Origin of the sequence: Mycobacterium sp. E1747 (assembly GCF_001667775.1) — a bacterium.
Lineage (GTDB): Bacteria > Actinomycetota > Actinomycetes > Mycobacteriales > Mycobacteriaceae > Mycobacterium.
The window spans coordinates 1-15,768 of sequence record NZ_LZJI01000100.1; the positions used below are offsets into that span (position 1 = coordinate 1).

The 15,768-nt window shown below is 68.2% G+C and carries 15 protein-coding genes and 4 pseudogenes; 8 read left to right on the forward strand and 11 right to left on the reverse strand.

The window, feature by feature from the left end; all coding sequences use genetic code 11:
• Window positions 1-129: pseudogene (locus A5695_RS10405) on the forward strand (cutinase family protein); the annotation flags it as partial.
• 31 nt (window positions 130-160) lie between these two features.
• Here A5695_RS10405 and A5695_RS10410 read toward each other — a convergent pair.
• On the reverse strand, window positions 161-1,534 hold the full coding sequence (locus tag A5695_RS10410) for an aldehyde dehydrogenase family protein (RefSeq protein ID WP_068080717.1): 1,374 nt from the start codon (window positions 1,532-1,534) through the stop codon (window positions 161-163).
• 35 nt (window positions 1,535-1,569) lie between these two features.
• Window positions 1,570-2,661, reverse strand: coding sequence for an AMP-binding protein (locus A5695_RS10415; protein WP_068080679.1), 1,092 nt, complete (start codon window positions 2,659-2,661; stop codon window positions 1,570-1,572).
• Between the two features lie 478 nt (window positions 2,662-3,139).
• Between A5695_RS10415 and A5695_RS30215 the strand changes: the two are divergent.
• Window positions 3,140-3,310 (forward strand): annotated as a pseudogene (locus A5695_RS30215) (amidohydrolase); the annotation flags it as partial.
• A 177-nt stretch (window positions 3,311-3,487) separates the two neighbouring features.
• On the opposite strand, the pseudogene A5695_RS10425 reads toward A5695_RS30215, so the two are convergent.
• Window positions 3,488-4,414 (reverse strand): annotated as a pseudogene (locus tag A5695_RS10425) (oxygenase MpaB family protein); the annotation flags it as partial.
• A 98-nt stretch (window positions 4,415-4,512) separates the two neighbouring features.
• Between A5695_RS10425 and A5695_RS10430 the strand changes: the two are divergent.
• The 3 genes from A5695_RS10430 (at window position 4,513) to A5695_RS10440 (ending at window position 7,391) form a co-directional block, all read left to right on the forward strand.
• Window positions 4,513-5,106 carry a TetR/AcrR family transcriptional regulator gene (locus tag A5695_RS10430; protein ID WP_068080686.1) on the forward strand — a complete coding sequence of 198 codons (594 nt, stop codon included), beginning with the start codon at window positions 4,513-4,515 and terminating at the stop codon, window positions 5,104-5,106.
• A gap of 40 nt (window positions 5,107-5,146) precedes the next feature.
• Window positions 5,147-6,541: an adenylate/guanylate cyclase domain-containing protein gene (locus A5695_RS10435; protein ID WP_068080689.1), complete on the forward strand. Its 1,395-nt coding sequence runs from the start codon at window positions 5,147-5,149 to the stop codon at window positions 6,539-6,541.
• A 103-nt stretch (window positions 6,542-6,644) separates the two neighbouring features.
• Window positions 6,645-7,391, forward strand: coding sequence for a methyltransferase domain-containing protein (locus tag A5695_RS10440; RefSeq protein WP_068080692.1), 747 nt, complete (start codon window positions 6,645-6,647; stop codon window positions 7,389-7,391).
• Between the two features lie 44 nt (window positions 7,392-7,435).
• Here A5695_RS10440 and A5695_RS10445 read toward each other — a convergent pair whose 3' ends face one another.
• Window positions 7,436-7,897 (reverse strand): SRPBCC family protein, encoded by a 462-nt coding sequence (locus A5695_RS10445; protein WP_068080695.1) that lies wholly within the window; start codon window positions 7,895-7,897, stop codon window positions 7,436-7,438.
• Between the two features lie 242 nt (window positions 7,898-8,139).
• On the reverse strand, window positions 8,140-8,835 hold the full coding sequence (locus tag A5695_RS10450) for an SDR family oxidoreductase (protein WP_068080720.1): 696 nt from the start codon (window positions 8,833-8,835) through the stop codon (window positions 8,140-8,142).
• Between the two features lie 147 nt (window positions 8,836-8,982).
• On the opposite strand from A5695_RS10450, the gene A5695_RS10455 reads away from it, so the two are divergent.
• Complete coding sequence (locus tag A5695_RS10455; RefSeq protein ID WP_082945987.1) at window positions 8,983-9,522, forward strand: CGNR zinc finger domain-containing protein; 540 nt, start codon at window positions 8,983-8,985, stop codon at window positions 9,520-9,522.
• A gap of 89 nt (window positions 9,523-9,611) precedes the next feature.
• Here the strand turns inward: A5695_RS10455 and A5695_RS10460 are convergent, their stop codons facing one another.
• The 5 genes and pseudogenes from A5695_RS10460 to A5695_RS30220 form a co-directional block, all read right to left on the reverse strand.
• Window positions 9,612-9,839, reverse strand: a complete 228-nt coding sequence (locus A5695_RS10460) for a methyltransferase domain-containing protein (protein WP_068080700.1) — start codon at window positions 9,837-9,839, stop codon at window positions 9,612-9,614.
• Between the two features lie 22 nt (window positions 9,840-9,861).
• Complete coding sequence (locus A5695_RS28995; protein ID WP_197515448.1) at window positions 9,862-10,026, reverse strand: hypothetical protein; 165 nt, start codon at window positions 10,024-10,026, stop codon at window positions 9,862-9,864.
• A gap of 144 nt (window positions 10,027-10,170) precedes the next feature.
• Entirely contained in the window at window positions 10,171-11,022 is an 852-nt protein-coding gene (locus A5695_RS10465; protein ID WP_068080703.1) for an SDR family oxidoreductase, read from the reverse strand.
• A 36-nt stretch (window positions 11,023-11,058) separates the two neighbouring features.
• Window positions 11,059-11,823, reverse strand: coding sequence for a DUF2127 domain-containing protein (locus A5695_RS10470; protein ID WP_068080706.1), 765 nt, complete (start codon window positions 11,821-11,823; stop codon window positions 11,059-11,061).
• Between the two features lie 21 nt (window positions 11,824-11,844).
• Window positions 11,845-11,952: pseudogene (locus A5695_RS30220) on the reverse strand (transcriptional regulator); the annotation flags it as partial.
• Between the two features lie 403 nt (window positions 11,953-12,355).
• On the opposite strand from A5695_RS30220, the gene A5695_RS10480 reads away from it, so the two are divergent.
• Together A5695_RS10480 and A5695_RS10485 are read left to right on the forward strand one after the other, a co-directional pair.
• Window positions 12,356-13,648: a sodium:proton exchanger gene (locus A5695_RS10480; protein ID WP_068080714.1), complete on the forward strand. Its 1,293-nt coding sequence runs from the start codon at window positions 12,356-12,358 to the stop codon at window positions 13,646-13,648.
• 35 nt (window positions 13,649-13,683) lie between these two features.
• A complete protein-coding gene (locus A5695_RS10485; protein WP_082945986.1) occupies window positions 13,684-14,520 on the forward strand; it encodes an SDR family oxidoreductase in 837 nt (278 codons plus the stop codon).
• Window positions 14,521-14,531: 11 nt separating this feature from the next.
• Here the strand turns inward: A5695_RS10485 and A5695_RS10490 are convergent.
• Window positions 14,532-15,768: SulP family inorganic anion transporter (locus A5695_RS10490; protein ID WP_068080725.1), on the reverse strand; the 1,237-nt coding region annotated here is incomplete at its 5' end.

Sequence of the window (15,768 nt, forward strand, 5' to 3'; positions counted from 1 at the left end):
GCCGCCCACAACACCTACGCCGACGACGGCGCCATGATCGACAAAGGCGTCGCCTTCGCCTCCAGCCACCTCGACGCCGGTACCAGTGGCGCCTCGACGGTCTCGAGTAGAGGTGGCTTCGGCAGCTGAGCGATGAGTGCGCGGCCTGAGCCGGTTCGCGTCAGGGGCTGTCCGCGACGAACCCCTTGTTGCGCATCAGAACGTCCGCCAAGAAGCCGTCGTGCGGGATGCCGGGCGCCGTGTACCACGTCGGGTGCGGGCCGAGGTACACGTTGGCGATGGTCGGTTCGGCGAGCAGCTCGTCGACTAGGCCCTGGTCACCCGTGATGGCGGTGACGACCAACGACCGCCGCAACGGAGCCACCCCGACGTCGCGCGACCACGGTGAGACCCAGACACAGGGGAAGGGCAGCTCGACGTTGAGCGTGTCCGCGACGGGGCCGGCCAACAGATGGACCGCCGGGCGCAGCGCGGCGTAACCGTCGCCGAGGTCGGTCACCACCTGATCGGCGCCGAGCACCGGGGTCGAGCCGGCGGCCTTGGCCGCCAGGTAATCCGCCAGTGCCCGGGCCTGGTCGAGGGGCTGGGTGGGCAGGATCGCCCGTTCATCGTCCGTGGGGAGCGGCTCGATCCTCGCCAGCCGCCGGGCGATCGCGGCGGCGGCCAGCGGGGCGGGATCGCCCTCACACAGCACGGCGGTGGTGTTGACACACGCCATGCCGCCGAGGTTGGCGATCGAGTCGACGATGACGTCGAGGTGGTCGCGCCAATCCCGATCCGCCGTGATCAGGATCTTGGCGCGGCCCGGCCCGTTGACGATCACTTCCGGGTGAGCGGCGTACTTGTCCACCACGTCCTGGCCCCCGTACACCATCGCCAGGTCCGCCGACCGGATGATCTCGTCGGCGCCGGCGTGATCGGTCGGTAGGTAGACGACGTCCTCGGGGCGAAGACCCGCCTGCCGCAAGGCATGCACCAGCCGGTGCGCGGTCAGCGGCTCGCGGCGCGACGGACGTACCGCGACGCGATAGCCAAGCGCCAGTGCCTGCGGCCACAGGCCGTGCACGCCGGGACCGTTTCCGGCTGCGTGCACCGCGAACACCTCCCCCCGCCGAGCCCACACCGCGCCGCCGCGGCGGAGGGATTCCTCGCGCCAATCCAGCGCCGCCCCCACCGGCCGGGCCGCGCGGACCGCGTCGAACGCGCCACCCACGGCGTCGGCAACGCCCCACGCCCCGGCGCGGGTGACCGCGATCGGCAGGCCCGAGATCCGGCTCGCCAGGCCGACATACGCCTCGAAGTCCAGGCCGGCGATGACCTCCCCCGTGAAGACCTCGGCGGCGTCCGACAGCGCCGCCACGCGCCGCCCGACGGGGAGCGGGTTCACGTTGCGTTGGGCGGCCAGGGTGCGCGCGACATAAAGCGGCGGCACGAGGCTCAACTCGGCAACCGCGGCGCCGGCCGTGCTGGTGATGACCTCGCGGCGGCGCGTGCGGTACTCACCGTCGGGGCCGAGCGCATCGATTGCCACCAAATCGGCTGCAACACCGGTTCGTTCGGCCGCCATGTTCAGTACACCCCCTCGATGACGGCCTCGCCCTCGAAGGTCGAGACCGGCCGCACCGCACTGACGGAGTCGCTGAGCTCGGCGGCCGGCCCGGGCATCCTGACCGCCAGGTCGCGCTCCAGGTTGTTCGGGATGAACATGCCCTTGCTGACGTGGTTCATCACCACCTGACCGGTCTTCCCGTACGGCACCCGCTCACCCGTGTCGGGATCGACCACCCAGAACACCACATACGGTGTCCGCGGGTAGAATACGAACGCATCGCCGTCGGCACGGGTAACCGCCTGGGAGAGCACCATTGTGCTGCCGAACGCCATGGTGATCCTCGTCGCCGGGAGAAGGTCGCGAAGCACGTCGAGGGTGTCGGCGTCCACGTGCGCGCCACTGAGCAACAGGTAGCGGATCTTGGCGTTCAGCAGATCGACCACCCGGTCGTCGCGGGCCATGGCCTCGAGCAATGGCGGGGTGGTGTGCAGGTTCGCGACATTCTGTGTCCGCAACACGAACAGGGCCTGCTCGACGACGTGATCGACGTAGGCGGCCACCTCGGAGGCCAGGCCGCGGGCGGCGATCTTCTTGACCCAGCGGGGGTCGATGTCGGTGCCGTGAAAGACCGCGCCCAGACGCTCGGCGACCAGCCGCGAGAAATAACCCACCCCGTGCGGACCGCTGGGCATCAGACACAAGAAGCCCTGGCCCCGCCGGAACCCGCCGGTGGCGAAGTCGTCGGTCTGCCATCGCACCACCTGCGCGACCCAATCCGGAAGCTGCACAGTCCTTTTCGGTGCGCCCGTGGTACCGCCGGACTCGAATATCTGCGGTACCGGCGGCCGCCGTCCGTAGCCGCGCGGGATGAGGTCTTCCACCGGCACACTGCGCAACTCGTTAACGAGGTTGGGAAACAGTCGTAGATCGGTGAACGTCTTGACGTCGGTCAAGGGGTCGAAGTCCAGCGTCGTAGCGGTTCGCAACCAGAATGCGGAACCGGTGTCCTTCCCGAAGTGCCAGGCCAGCGCCGCGCGCAGATAGGCCTCCGAGTCCTCGATCGGTTCCGAGCGCGGAACGTCCAGCAACGAGAAATCGACATCGGCCATGTCAAGAGATCCTCGCCCATCCGCACCCGATCACCAAGCGCCCGCCTCCGTATTGGGTTACTTCGCAGGGAGTTTCGGCGTCGTGCACCCGCTGTTCACCTTGGCGGCCAACCGGGCGCCGACACCGAAGGCGGTGTGCCTTTAATCTGTGACGCAGGGGAGCTGCACACCCCGACACGCCGGTCCCCGACCACGAGAGCGAGACACCGATGCGCTACATCGCGCTGGAAGAGGCCTTCTTCGTTCCCGAGCTGACCGATCTGCGGCCGGCACACCAACGGCTGATGCAACTCATGCGTCCGGAAATCGGTGCGCGCTACGCGGCCCGGCTGGCCGACTTCACCCAATACCGGCTCCCAGAGATGGATGACGCCGGCATCGACATCCAGGTTCTTTCGCTGACAGCTCCCGGCTTGCAGATCGACCTGGACGCCCAACAGGCCCGCGAGCAGGCGCGATTCGGGAGCTGTGGTCCGCCGTGGAATCCCTGGGCGTGCCGCTCTATCTGCACCCCGGCGCCCCGCCGGCCGATCGCTGGCGGGTCATCGACGGCCGCCCGGAACTCTACGGCGCAACCTGGAGCTGGGCGGCCGAGGTGAGCGGACACGCGTTACGCATCCTGTTCAGCGGGCTCTTCGACCGGTACCCCGGGGCAACGCTGATCCTGGGCCACATGGGTGAGTTCCTGCCGTTCCAGCGCAGCCGATTGGACTCCCGTTACGCGACGATCACCACGACCACCGAGCTACAGCGCGCGCCCTCGGCGTACCTGGGCACCAACATCGTCTTCACCAACAGCGGGGTGTTCTCGCCGGCCGTCATGCTGGGAGGCGCGGTTGTGCAACCGGCGCGGGTCGACGCCCGACCGCCGCCACGCGGTAGCCGCCCACGGGGTGTAGATCAGCCCGACAGGCAGCCGGTTGATCACCGGGTTGAGCGCGCGCATGACGGCCGCGAACCGCTGGAATCGCTTCTCTTTCTTCGCATTCCACTCCAGCTGACAGACCTTGCGCATCTGCGGCGGCAGGGTTCCCACCAAGACCAGGCGGGTGTAGGCGTTCAGCGGCGCTGACAGCACCTGCCACGCCGGCCGCGGAATCCAGCGCGGGCCCGGAATCCCCTTGCGGATGTAGCCGGTCCCATACAGGACGGTCTTGTGCGGGACGAACCGCTCGAGCATCTCGTCCCAGTAGGCGACGAAGTCGTCGTAGGTCTGCGGCTGGCCGCGGTCGCTGACCCCGTAGAGGCCGTACCACACCTTGCCCTCATCGAAGATCTGTTCCTTCTCCGCGTGCGACAGCCGGCGGATGAACGTGTCAGTGGTGTAGATGACCTGGTCGACGAAGGTGGCGTGCGCCCAGTAGAACAGCTCGGGATTCAGCGCGTGGTACCGCGAGCCGTCGCTGATGGTCCCCTTGATCGTCGTGTGGAAGTCGCGCACCTTGCGCCCCCACTCGCGCGGTTCGTCGGAGTACACGGTCTTCATCAGCGGCGGCGCGGTCCGCTTGGCCCGACCCAGCATGTCGCTGAAGATCACCGAATGGTCGAGCACACCCTGGGCGAGCTGTTCGATGCAGTTCTCGACACCGGCGGTGCGCTGAAACCCGAAGAATTGGGTGCGGTTGTCCCCGTAGAACTTCCAGGTCAACGAATCGGGACCGAGCCGCTGCACCTCGCCGGCATCGTCGACAGGCATGGGCACGGCCTGGCGAACCCCGGCGTCGAAATCCCGTTCCGCCCGCTGCACCGTCATCCCGACTCCTTGCCTCCGCGCTCACCCGTTGTGAACCAGAGAAACAAATGCGTATCTTTGTGTCAAATGGTCGAGATCGCCGTGGGGGTCGTTATTCCATGCAGAACCGCAGCCATGACGGCAATCTCGCCGAAAGCGACGAGCTCGACCGCGCCATCCTGGATACCGCCCGCACCGTCTTCGAGACCTACGGCGTGCGCCGGGCCAACATCGAAGACGTCGCCGCCCGCGCCGGCGTCAGCCGCAGCACCGTTTACCGGCGCTTCCCCACCAAGGACGACCTCTTCGGGCACGTCGTGCGGCGCGAGGCCGAGTCGTTTTTCACAACGCTGGACCGGGCCACCGCCGGCTGCGACCCGGGCCAGGCCGTCGTCGAGGCGTTCGCGCTCGGGGTTCGCCTGGTCCACGACTCACCGCTTTACTCCCGGATCGCCGACAGCGAACCCGAGCTGCTCGGCCTGTTCTCCCGATCGCAGGCCTTCCCCATCGGGCAGTTCGCCGACGGAATCGCGCACACCCTGCGCCGCTGCGGGGCGGACATCGCCGACCGCGACCTGGCCAACATCGCCGACATCCTGCTGCGCGTCGCACTCGGCATCATCGTGTTTCCCACCGACCGCCTCGACACGTCGGACCCCGCCGCCGTTCGCGATTACGCCGCCCGCTACCTGGTGCCGATCATCCGCCGCTGAACGGTTCCGGCGCGTCGGTGACCTGCACTAGCCTGGATCCGTGGCTGGGAGTTCCGCGGCTCCGCGGACCCGGTACGCCACTTGCGGCGAGATCGACATCGCCTACCAGGTCTTCGGCGATGGCCCGATCGACCTGCTCGTGCTGCCGGGCCCACTGATCCCGATCGACTGCGTCGACCTCGAGCCGTCGATGTACCGCTTTCATCGCCGGCTCGCGTCGTTCTGCCGGGTGATCCGGTTCGATCAGCGCGGCATCGGCCTGTCGTCGCGGGTCCCGTCAGACATGCTCGGCCCGGAATCGTGGGCGCAGGACGCGATCGCGGTCATGAACGCGGTGGGATGCGAGCGGGCGACCATCTTCGCCCCCGGCTTCACGTCGCTGGCCGGGATCGTGCTGGCGGCCGACCATCCCGAGCGGGTGACCAGCCTGGTGATAGCCAACGGCGCGGCGCGAACGCTGCGGGGCCCCGACTACCCCATCGGCGCCGAACTCGTGGACGCCGACCAATTCACGACGGTCGGGATGGAGCCGGACGCCGTCGAGCAGGGCTTCGACATGCTCGGCATCATCGCCCCCTCCGTGGCGGATGACGACGCGTTTCGCGCGTGGTGGGACATGGCCGGCAACCGGGCCGCGTCGCCCAGCATGGCCCGCGCGTTCATCAACAAGGTCAGGGAGGGCGACGTCCGCGACCGGCTCCCCCGCATCGCCGTGCCGACCCTGATCCTGCACCGAGACAACCCCGACTTCAGCCCCATCGAGCACGCGCACTATCTGGCCGAGCACATCCCCGGGGCGCGCCTCGTCGAGTGCCCCGGCGGGGACACCCTGTACTGGGTCGGTGATACCGCGCCCATGCTCGACGAGATCGAGGAGTTCATCACCGGCGTGCGCAGCAGTTCCGACGCCGAACGCCTGCTCACCACGATCGTGTTCACCGACATCGTCGGCTCGACCGAGCGGGCCGCGTTGCTCGGCGACCACCGTTGGCGCGACCTGCTGGACAACCACGACAACCTCGTGCGTCACGAGCTGCAGCGATTCGCCGGGCGCGAAGTCAACACCGCCGGTGACGGATTCGTCGCGACGTTCAGCAGCCCGAGCGCCGCGATCGCCTGCGCCGACGCCATCGTCGAGGCGGTCCGAGTGTTGGGCATCGAGGTGCGGGTGGGCATTCACGCGGGCGAAGTCGAGGTGCGTGGCAATGACGTCGCCGGCATGGCCGTGCACATCGGCGCGCGGGTCGCCGCCCTCGCCGGGGCCGGCGAGGTGCTGGTGTCCTCCACGCTGCGTGACATCGTCACCGGATCGCGCCACCGCTTCGACGACCGCGGCGAGTCCGCGCTCAAGGGCGTGCCGGGCCAGTGGCGGCTGTATTCCCTGGTGCGCGAGCACGCGACCGCCAGGGCGGTGACCAAGCGCGGCCCGGGGTAGGCTGCGTGATGGCGGTGCAATGGCCCGCCAGAGAGCCCCTTCTTCAGGCGGCCTGGTACCCCGATTCCGTTCTACGGCTTGATGTTTGGCCGAAGGAGGACGCATGACCGACGTGCATGTCTCATTGCCCCCCGCGCTGCGCCGCGCACTGGAACTGCTGGCCGATCCGCCGGCCGAGCCCGATGTGAGCAAGGGTTACCTCGATCTGCTCGGCAGTGGATCCGACGGGGGCGACGGCGTCGCGAAGAACACCGGCCCGATCCAGGCGGCGTGGGCATCACCGATCGGGTCGATGCTCTACGACAACGCTCAAGCCCTGTCGCGCCGGCTGATCAGCGCGTGGCAGACACCCCTCGAGTGGTTGGATATCGCGCCGGGTGGCACCGCACTCGACGTTGGTTCGGGCCCGGGCAACGTAACCGCGTCACTGGCACGCGCGGCCGGCCCGGACGGGTTCGGCCTGGGGGTCGACATCTCCGAGCCCATGCTCGCGCGCGCCGTCCGCAACGAAGCGGGACCGCAAGTCGGCTTCATCCGGGCTGACGCCCAACGACTTCCGCTGCGCGACGACACGGTCGACGCGGTCATCTCGACGGCCGTGTTGCAGCTGATTCCCGATCCGGCGGCCGCGCTCGGCGAGATGGCGCGAGTGCTGCGACCTGGCGGCCGGCTGGCCGTGATGGTGCCCACCGTGGGTCCGGCCGCCCGGCTGTTCCAGAAGCTGCCGAACGTCGGGGCGCATGTGTTCGACGACGACGAGATCGGCGACATCCTGGAGGGCCAGGGTTTCGTCAGCGTGCGGGTGAAGAACTACGGCACTGTCCAGTGGGTGCGCGGCAAGAACGGCTGAGTGGGCCCCGGTTTCACCGGGGCGGCCGCCATCAGCCTTGCCCCTCAGGAGTCCGGGTTTTGCGCGACGGTGGCGAGCCGGTCCATCGACTCGCGCAACATCTCCGGCGTCGTCGCGCGAGCGCGCTCGAGGCGGCTGGTGTCGGTCAGCGCCGTCCAGTCGTAGGTGTGGGTCACGCTGGTGAGTTCGGCGTTCACCGGGCTGAGCTCCCAGCGCCACAGGTGGCCGGGCGGCTGCTTCCTCGGTTCGGCCGGGCACCAAGCGATCTTGCTGCCTTCCACGAATTCCACGACGTGGTTTTCCCGCACGGCGCCGTTGGTGAGCTTCGTGGTGAACACGTCCCCGACCGCACGGACTCGTTGGCCCGGGGCCGACGAGGCGAGGTTGTTGTTGCCGTCCCAGCTCGGCTGGCGAGCCGGATCGGCGATCAGTTCGAAGATCCGCGCCGCGTTGGCCGCGATGACGCGCGTGGCGCTCACGATGCCTTCGATTTGCATGTCGGACATATCGCTATCCAAACACGTCGGGCGTCAACGCCCCCGCGGGGTGAATGTGACCTTCGGCCGAAGCGTTGGGGACCTTCGACCGTCGAGCCACCGACGGGCGGGGTGCGACCGTAGTGAATGCCGGGGCAACCCGGTGGTCTGCCCGAAGTGCAGCAAGCCCATTTTTGGGCGAGGCCATCCGCAAGGGCCTGGTTGACCCACCGTCTTAAGACGGGGACCTGCCTTCGGGCAGACCCTCATGCCTACGGCATCCGCGGCAGCGCCTCGACCGGCCCGGACAGCGCCGCCTTGACGTAGCGGGTGTCGTCGTCGGCCAGCACCTCGGGGTCGCCCCCCTCGATACCGTCGATGATCGCGCGCGCCACCTGACGTGGATCGTTCTTGGGCGCGTCGAAGCCGGAGGCCATCTCGGTGTCGGTGAAGCTGAGATGCGCGGCGACCACCAGCGTGCCCTGCTTTTCGAGTTCGATCCGCAGCGAATTCGTGGTCGCCCACAGCGCCGCCTTGGAGTCCCCATACCCGCCGGCGCCAGGCATCCAGGACAGGATGGACGCGACGTCGACGAGCGCGCCACCCCCGTTGGCGGCCAGGATCGGCGCGAAGGCCTTGGCAACGCGCAGCGCACCGAAGTAGTTGGTCTCGAACACCGCGCGCACTTCCTCGATGTCGCTGTCGAGCAGCTTCGCCGCGCCGAGAACACCCGCATTGTTGATGACGATCTCGGCGTCCGACGCCGACGTCGCCAGTGCCGCAACGGAGTCCGCGTCAGTCACGTCCAACTCGGCACTGACCACCCGGGGATCCGCACTCGGCTTGGGCGCCCGCGCCGTGGCGTAGACCTTGGCCGCCCCCCGATCCAACAGCTCGTCCACAATGGCCTTGCCGAGCCCGCGCTGTCCGCCGGTAACCACGACCGTCGACCCCTTGATGTTGACCATGATGAGCACTCCTGACGTAGGTAAAAGTATTTTGCTTCTGTCACCGTAGTTGCCGGTGGCGACATAGTCAAGTAGCTTTTAGGTATGTCTATTCCATGGGCTGCGTCACAGCGGTACGGCATCACCCCGGCGCCAGGTGGCCTGGGGCTGGTCCAGGATTTCCTCAACACGCGGGCGATCGCGCGATACGGCCCCGACCTGCTCGCCGACCCCGCGCTCGCCCGTGACTGGGTGGCGGGCGCGGTGCGCAACTGGTCGGCCGCCCGCGGCGAGGAACTGGCGCCCCCGCACCTCGACGACGCGGACCTGACCAAGCTGCGCTCGTTGCGGGACAACATCGATGCACTGGTCTCCGGCGGGGCGACGGGCGCACGAAGCGCCGTGCCCGCGGCCCTGGTCGTCTCCCCCGCCGGGGAGGTGCGGCTAGAGCCCAGCGGCGCCGGATGGCGCTGGCTGGCCTCGGCGCTGTGGGCTGAGATTCTGCTCAGCCAGCACGCCGACACCTGGCGCCGTGTCAAGCGGTGCCACAACCACCATTGCGGGTCGACGTTCTACGACCGCTCCAGGAACAACAGTGGGGTTTGGCACGACGTCAAGACGTGCGGCAACGCCGCCAATCTGCGCGCTTCGCGGGCGCGTCGGAGGGAACGCGAGCGCGCAACAGGCGCAGCCGTTTCGCCGCAGTAGGCGACGGGCATGCCGGCGATGGTCTTTTGGGCCGAGCGGCCGATGACGGCGATTTCGCCTGCGGACCTGAGCATTTCGCACGCTCGCCGCTACGTCTCGCGCAACGGCAGATGATGAAGTTTCGCCACGAACGTGATGAGGTCAGCGGAGCGCGGGTCCGCGGCGAAGGCGTCGAAGCGGGCCAGCCGCACGACCGTTGACGGCAATCGATTCACCGCCCGGTGGACCGCGGTTCGGTCGGCGTCGATGACGATGACGTTGCGCGGCACCCTGGCCAGCCGCTGGGCGAACAACCCCTCGCCACAGCGTGGTTCCACTAGTCGTGCGCGCGGCCGGGCCTCAGCAGCGCTCCGCGCCCCGCGGCATCAGCGTCACATTGGCGCGTGCGCGATGCATCCGGCTTCTCAGCACCACATGCAATGCGTAACCGGCGCGCGCCTTGATCGGCGTGACGACCCCGAGATGGGCAGGGCTCTGGCTGATCCAGGAGGGCAGTGCCGCCACGGTTTCGATCCTTCGTCTGTTCGGCCTGTGCGCCGATTCATTGCATTGCACCGGGGCCGCTTTACGAGCGCGCCGCGCTGGGGTAAACGCCACGAAAAGCCGCATTGTGGCCCTGCGCACACCTTCCGTTGCGTGAGCGCGCTGTCACACATTGCCCGAGCGTCTGAACTTGAGCAGGTAGGCCGGCAGCCCGCGCACCGGTGGCGGTTTGGGCCAATCGTCGGCGCGGAAGTACGCGTCGGTCCCGCCATCTACGAATAGGACACTGCCGCAAAGGAATTCGGCGGAATCGGACAGCATGAAAGATATCCACTCGGCCATATGCCGGGCCTCGCCGAACCCACCGAGCGGCACGGGGAAGGACCGGACGGCCTTGGCCTGCCGGGGAATCGCAAGCTGTTCCTGCAGCAACGGCGTCATGACGGCCCCGGGCGCCAGCGCGTTGAGGCGCACGCCCGCGCCCGCCCATTCCGGCAGCACCGCGTGCCGCCGCACCCAACGGCCCAGGGCGATCTTCGATGCCGCGTACATCATCGTCGGTGCGGCCGGACCGTACGGTCGTACCGACCGCAGGGCCTTGTCGGAGTCATGCGCGAGGAATGCCCGCACCGCACGGCGCGGGACGAGGGGCACCGTCGTCGCCGAGTTACTCGCCACCACCACCACTTTCGCGCGCTCGGTCGCCACCAGCGCCGGTCGCCAGGCGACCAGCGGCTCGACGACGCCGAAGAAGTTGACCTCGCCGATCTGCCGTAACCGCTCTCGCCCGGGGCTGGGCCCCAGGCCGGCGGCAAGCACCGCACCGTCGAGTTTGCCGCCCGATGCCGCGAGGACGCCGTCGGCCGCGTGCTTACGTCCGTCTGGCGTCGACAAGTCGGCGACGACGTCGGCGTCTTCGATGTCGACGCCGATCACGGTGTGCCCGTCGGCCTTGAGCCGCTGCGCGGTCGCGTGGCCCATCCCGGACGCCGACCCGGTGACCGCATAAACGCCCATCGCTTTAGTTCTTACCAGCCGCGGGGGCCCCGGACCTCAGGTTTTGGCCGCGGCCTTCTCGACATCGAGCAGCTGCTCGCCGCGTCGTTCCCGGTCGTACGCTTCGCGTCCGCCACGCAAGCCGAACAGGCGCTTCGAGAAGAGCAGGTAGAGCACGGCGGCCACGTTGATGGTGAAGGTGACCACACGGGTCATCGTGATGCCCTTGGTCAGGTCGTGAATCTCCAGCGGCAGAAACACCGACGTGGCGATCACCGCAAAGTACTCACCCCACCGCTTCAGCAGCCAGAGGCCGACACCTTCCACCACCTCCAGCAGCGCGTAGGCGGCCAGCATCAGGGTCAGCAGGGCCAGCGTGGAGGGCTTGGCGGCCAGCGCCTTTTCGAGTTCGTGCACGATGGTCATTTGGTCGACCTTGAACCCCGCGGCGCGAAAGATCGGCAGATCGCGGTCGAGGGTGTCCTGGATGGCTCCCCGTGCGCCGCGGAACTTCCACACCGCGTATGCGGCGAGCGCGATCACCACCGCGCGGAACAAGCGTTCCACCGCGAGCGCCCGGATGATGATTGCTTGGCGTAAAGCCTTGCCACGCATGATCATCGGTGCATCGTCAGCGTGTCCGCGCCCGCGCGGCGCGCCGACGGTGAATTCACCGCAACGCAGGCAGCGCCACACTTCGCCAAGCCCGGTGGTGCCGCTCAGCCGAGCGGCGAGTTCGTCCTCGTCGGGCGCATAGGTGGCGTGCCCCGCGATCGCGCAGGTGACCAACTCCCACCGGTTGATGCCCTGATCTTTTCCCATGGCCGATCATCGCACTGCCGGGCCCAAGTTGTCGTCGGAGAGGGAGCCGGTGGTGGTGAACTCGACGCGCAACTGGTCCATGATGTGGCGCACCGGTGTCGGCATGTCGGCGCTGTCCAACGTGCCGGCCGAATCTGGGCAACGGGCTGACCCTGACGGTCGGCGACGTGATGCGCGCCGCCGAGCGGCTGGTGGCCTCGCTAATCCGCAACCAGGCCGTCGAACTGTTCGCACCCGCCGCGGCGACGGCCATGGGCCCAGACAACTGCTGGCGATCTCCCCCGCTCGCGGGCCGTCGTACTGCGCGGGGGCGCATTCCCGTCCACAAGGGTTTGCCAAACTTCGAAATCAGGGCGACCTAACTTTTCCACTATCACGCTGCTGGCCAGCAAAGATTGCTTGCCGCGCGTCAGCACCCGTTCGATCGACGACGTTGCTGGCCGCTTCCTTGGCGGGTAGTTTAGGAGAGCGTTAGACACGGCTGATCACCCGGAAGTAGCCGCTCCGGTCGCCCCTCCCGCCCGACCGAAGGATGACGATGCTCGCCACCGACAGGCCCGCGGTCGTGACCGCGGCGGCAGAACGGTCTCGGCGTCTCACCCTGACTCGTTCGGGATTGGTCACCGCGGCGTTCGTCGCCCCCGCCGTGATCGTCCGCATCGTCGGACTGCACCCCGACCCGGTCGTGGCCCTGCTGATCTACGGGGCCGCGGTCGTCTCGGCGAGCTTCTTGCTGGCCTGGGCCGCGGAGACCGCGCAGATCGATGTCTCCGGCGGGCTGGCGACGGCGATCCTGGCGCTGATCGCGGTGCTACCCGAATACGCGGTCGACCTGTACTACGCGTATGTCTCCGGCCACAACGCCGAATACACGCAATACGCCGCGGCCAACATGACGGGATCGAACCGGTTGCTGATGGGTCTTGGTTGGCCCGTCGTGGTGTTGGTCAGCATCGTCGTGGCGCGCAGGGCCGGCGCGAAGAAAGCCACCGGTTTGGCGCTGCAGCCCACCAATCGCGTCGAACTGGGGTTCCTGCTGATCGCCGGTGTCATCGCCTTCGTCATCCCGGCGAGCGGCCAGATCCATTTCGGCCTCGGGCTGGCGCTGCTGGCGTGGTTCGGGTTCTACCTGTACAAGATCAGCCACGGCGACGTCGAGGAGCCCGATCTGATCGGGACCGCCGCCGCCCTCGGGGAGATCCCCGATCGCGGGAGGCGCATCGTCGTCGTCGGACTCTTTCTGGTGTCCGGCGCGGTGATTCTGCTGTGCGCCAAGCCGTTCGCCGACAACCTGGTGGCCGCGGGCACCGAGCTGGGCATCGACCGGTTCCTGCTGGTCCAGTGGCTCGCCCCGCTGGCCTCCGAGGCCCCCGAGTTCATCGTCGCCACCATCTTCGCCGCCCGTGGCAAGGGCACGGCGGCCATCGCCACCCTGATCTCCTCCAAGGTCAACCAGTGGACACTGCTGATCGGGTCGCTGCCCATCGCCCACCTGCTGGGCGGCGGCGGATTCACCCTGGATCTCGACCCGCGCCAGGTGGAGGAAGTACTTCTCACGGCGACTCAGACCATGATGGGCGTGGCGCTGCTGTTGGCGCTGCGATTCCACCGCGCCGCGGCGTGCACGCTGCTGGGCTTGTTCGTCGTGCAATTCCCGATCGCCTCGACGCATGGCCGGCTGCTGCTCTGCGCCGTTTACACCGTGGTGGCCGTGGCCGCGATGATCCGCTACCGCCGGCACCTGGCCGCCACCCTGCGGGCCCCGTTCTTCGCGACGGCCATCCGGCACAGCGGTCACCCCCACCATCCGGTGCCGGAGCCCTAACTTCCGGCCATCGCCGACCGTATACGGTGCACCGTATGAACCGGGTTTCGGTGATCACCGGCGGCGCAGGCGGTATGGGTCTGGCCACCGCCAGGATCGTTGGCCGCGACCATGCCCTGGTCCTCTGCGACGTCAGGCGGGACCGGCTCAAGGCGGCGGTCGCAGCGCTGGAAGAGCTCGGGATGGCCTCCACGGCCGTCGACTGTGACGTCACCGACCGGGCCGCGGTCGCCGGCTTGCTCGAAACGGCGACAGGTTTCGGGACGCTCGCCTCGGTCATCCACACCGCGGGCGTCAGCCCGAGCATGGGCCCCGCCGACTACGTCATGCGGACCAACGCGCTCGGCACGCTCAACGTCAACGAGGCGTTTTACGCCGCGGCCGGCGAGGGCGCCGTGATCGTCAACGTGGCGTCGATGGCGGCCCACATGTTGCCCGCGGAAATGGTTCCGGTGGACCAATTTCCGCTCGCGCTGACCGAGGCCGACGCCTTCCTGGACGCCGTGATGACGACGTGCAACATCGTTCCCGAGGAGGGGCGCTCCGGCCTTGCCTACGCGGTCAGCAAGAGCTTCGTGAAGTGGTACAGCCAATCGCAGGCGGAGAGGTTCAACGGGCGCGGGCTGCGCATCGTCTCGGTTTCGCCGGGGTCGATCGACACCGAGATGGGCAGGCTCGAGGAGCCGGCGGGCGCGGGCGCGATGGTCTCCAACGCCGCGGTACCGCGGTGGGGCAAGCCCGAGGAGATGGCCGAGCTACTCGCGTTCTGCGCCAGCGCCAAGGCCGGCTACCTCACCGGCACCGACATTCTCAGTGACGGCGGCGTGATCGCCTCGATGACCGAGCGAGCCCGGGTGACCGCCGGCGGCTGAACCCGCCGGCCTCAGACCAGGTAGTACAGCTCCGGGTGCCGGGTGAGTTGGGGCGCAGTTGTGAAGGGCGCCTTCAGGTTCAGCGCGGCCAGCTTGTTGTGTGCGTAGCGCACCGCCTTGAGCGTCGCCGAGAATTCCTCGTCCTCCTCGGGGAAGATCTGCTCGGCGGGGAACCAACTTTGGAATCCGACATTTTGTAACACGCCGAGTGTGTCCGGGCGCACCCCGGCCAGCAGAATGGTCACCCCGCGCGCGCTCTGGTCGCGCAGGAAATGCTCGATGCGTTCGATGCAGACGACATCGGGATGCCGCACCCGCTTTAGCCGCAGCAGCACGAACGTGATGCCGTAGTCGGCGACCCGCCGGCTGATCGCGGACAGGTAGCGGTCCAGTTCCGGCGCGGCCCCGAAGAACAACTCTCCCTCCAGGTCGTAGATGACAATCGATTGGTCCGTCGGGTCACCCGGGATGCGCTCGCGCACAACGCGTTCGGGTGTGACGATGAGCTCCCTCGCCTTCAGCTTCGCCGCGCGCGGGACGAACAGCAGGATGGAGAGCACCACACCGAGCAGCACCGACTTGTCCAGATCGAGCGCCACGCCGGTGAGCGCGGTGATGATGACCAACCCGGCGTCGTACTTCGACGCCTTGAGCGTGTAGACCAAGCGCCTGAAGTCGACCAGCCGCGCGGCAGTCACCAGCAGCAACCCAGCTAGCGCCGCCTGCGGGACATACCGGAGCAGCGGTGCGAACAACAGCAGCGCCGCGGCCACCGTTGCAGCCGAGACGATTCCGGAGAACCGCGTACGGGCGCCGGACTGGAAATTGATGGCCGAGCGCGACAGCGAGCCCGAGCCCGGCAGGCTTTGGAAGAAGCCGCCGGCGAGGTTGGCCAGACCTTCGGCCATGATCTGCCGGTTGTAGTCGATCTGCTGGTTGGTCTGATAGGCAATGGCTTTGGCGATCGAGAGCGCCTCGATGATGCCGACGAAGGCGATGGCCAGCGCGCCCGTCGACAGGTGCGGCAGCCAGTCGGCCTGCACCTCGGGGACGTGGGCGGTGGGCAGGCTGCGAGGGATCTTCGCGGCCACCGCGACGGCGGTACGTCCGTTCGAGCCCGGCACCGACCAACCCGCCAGATACGCGATCAATGCGGTGCCGATCAGGACAGCGAGCATGTCGATCTGCGGCCACCCGAAGCGCTGCACCAGCTTCCGTAGGACCACGGCCAATAACACCGCCGCGGTG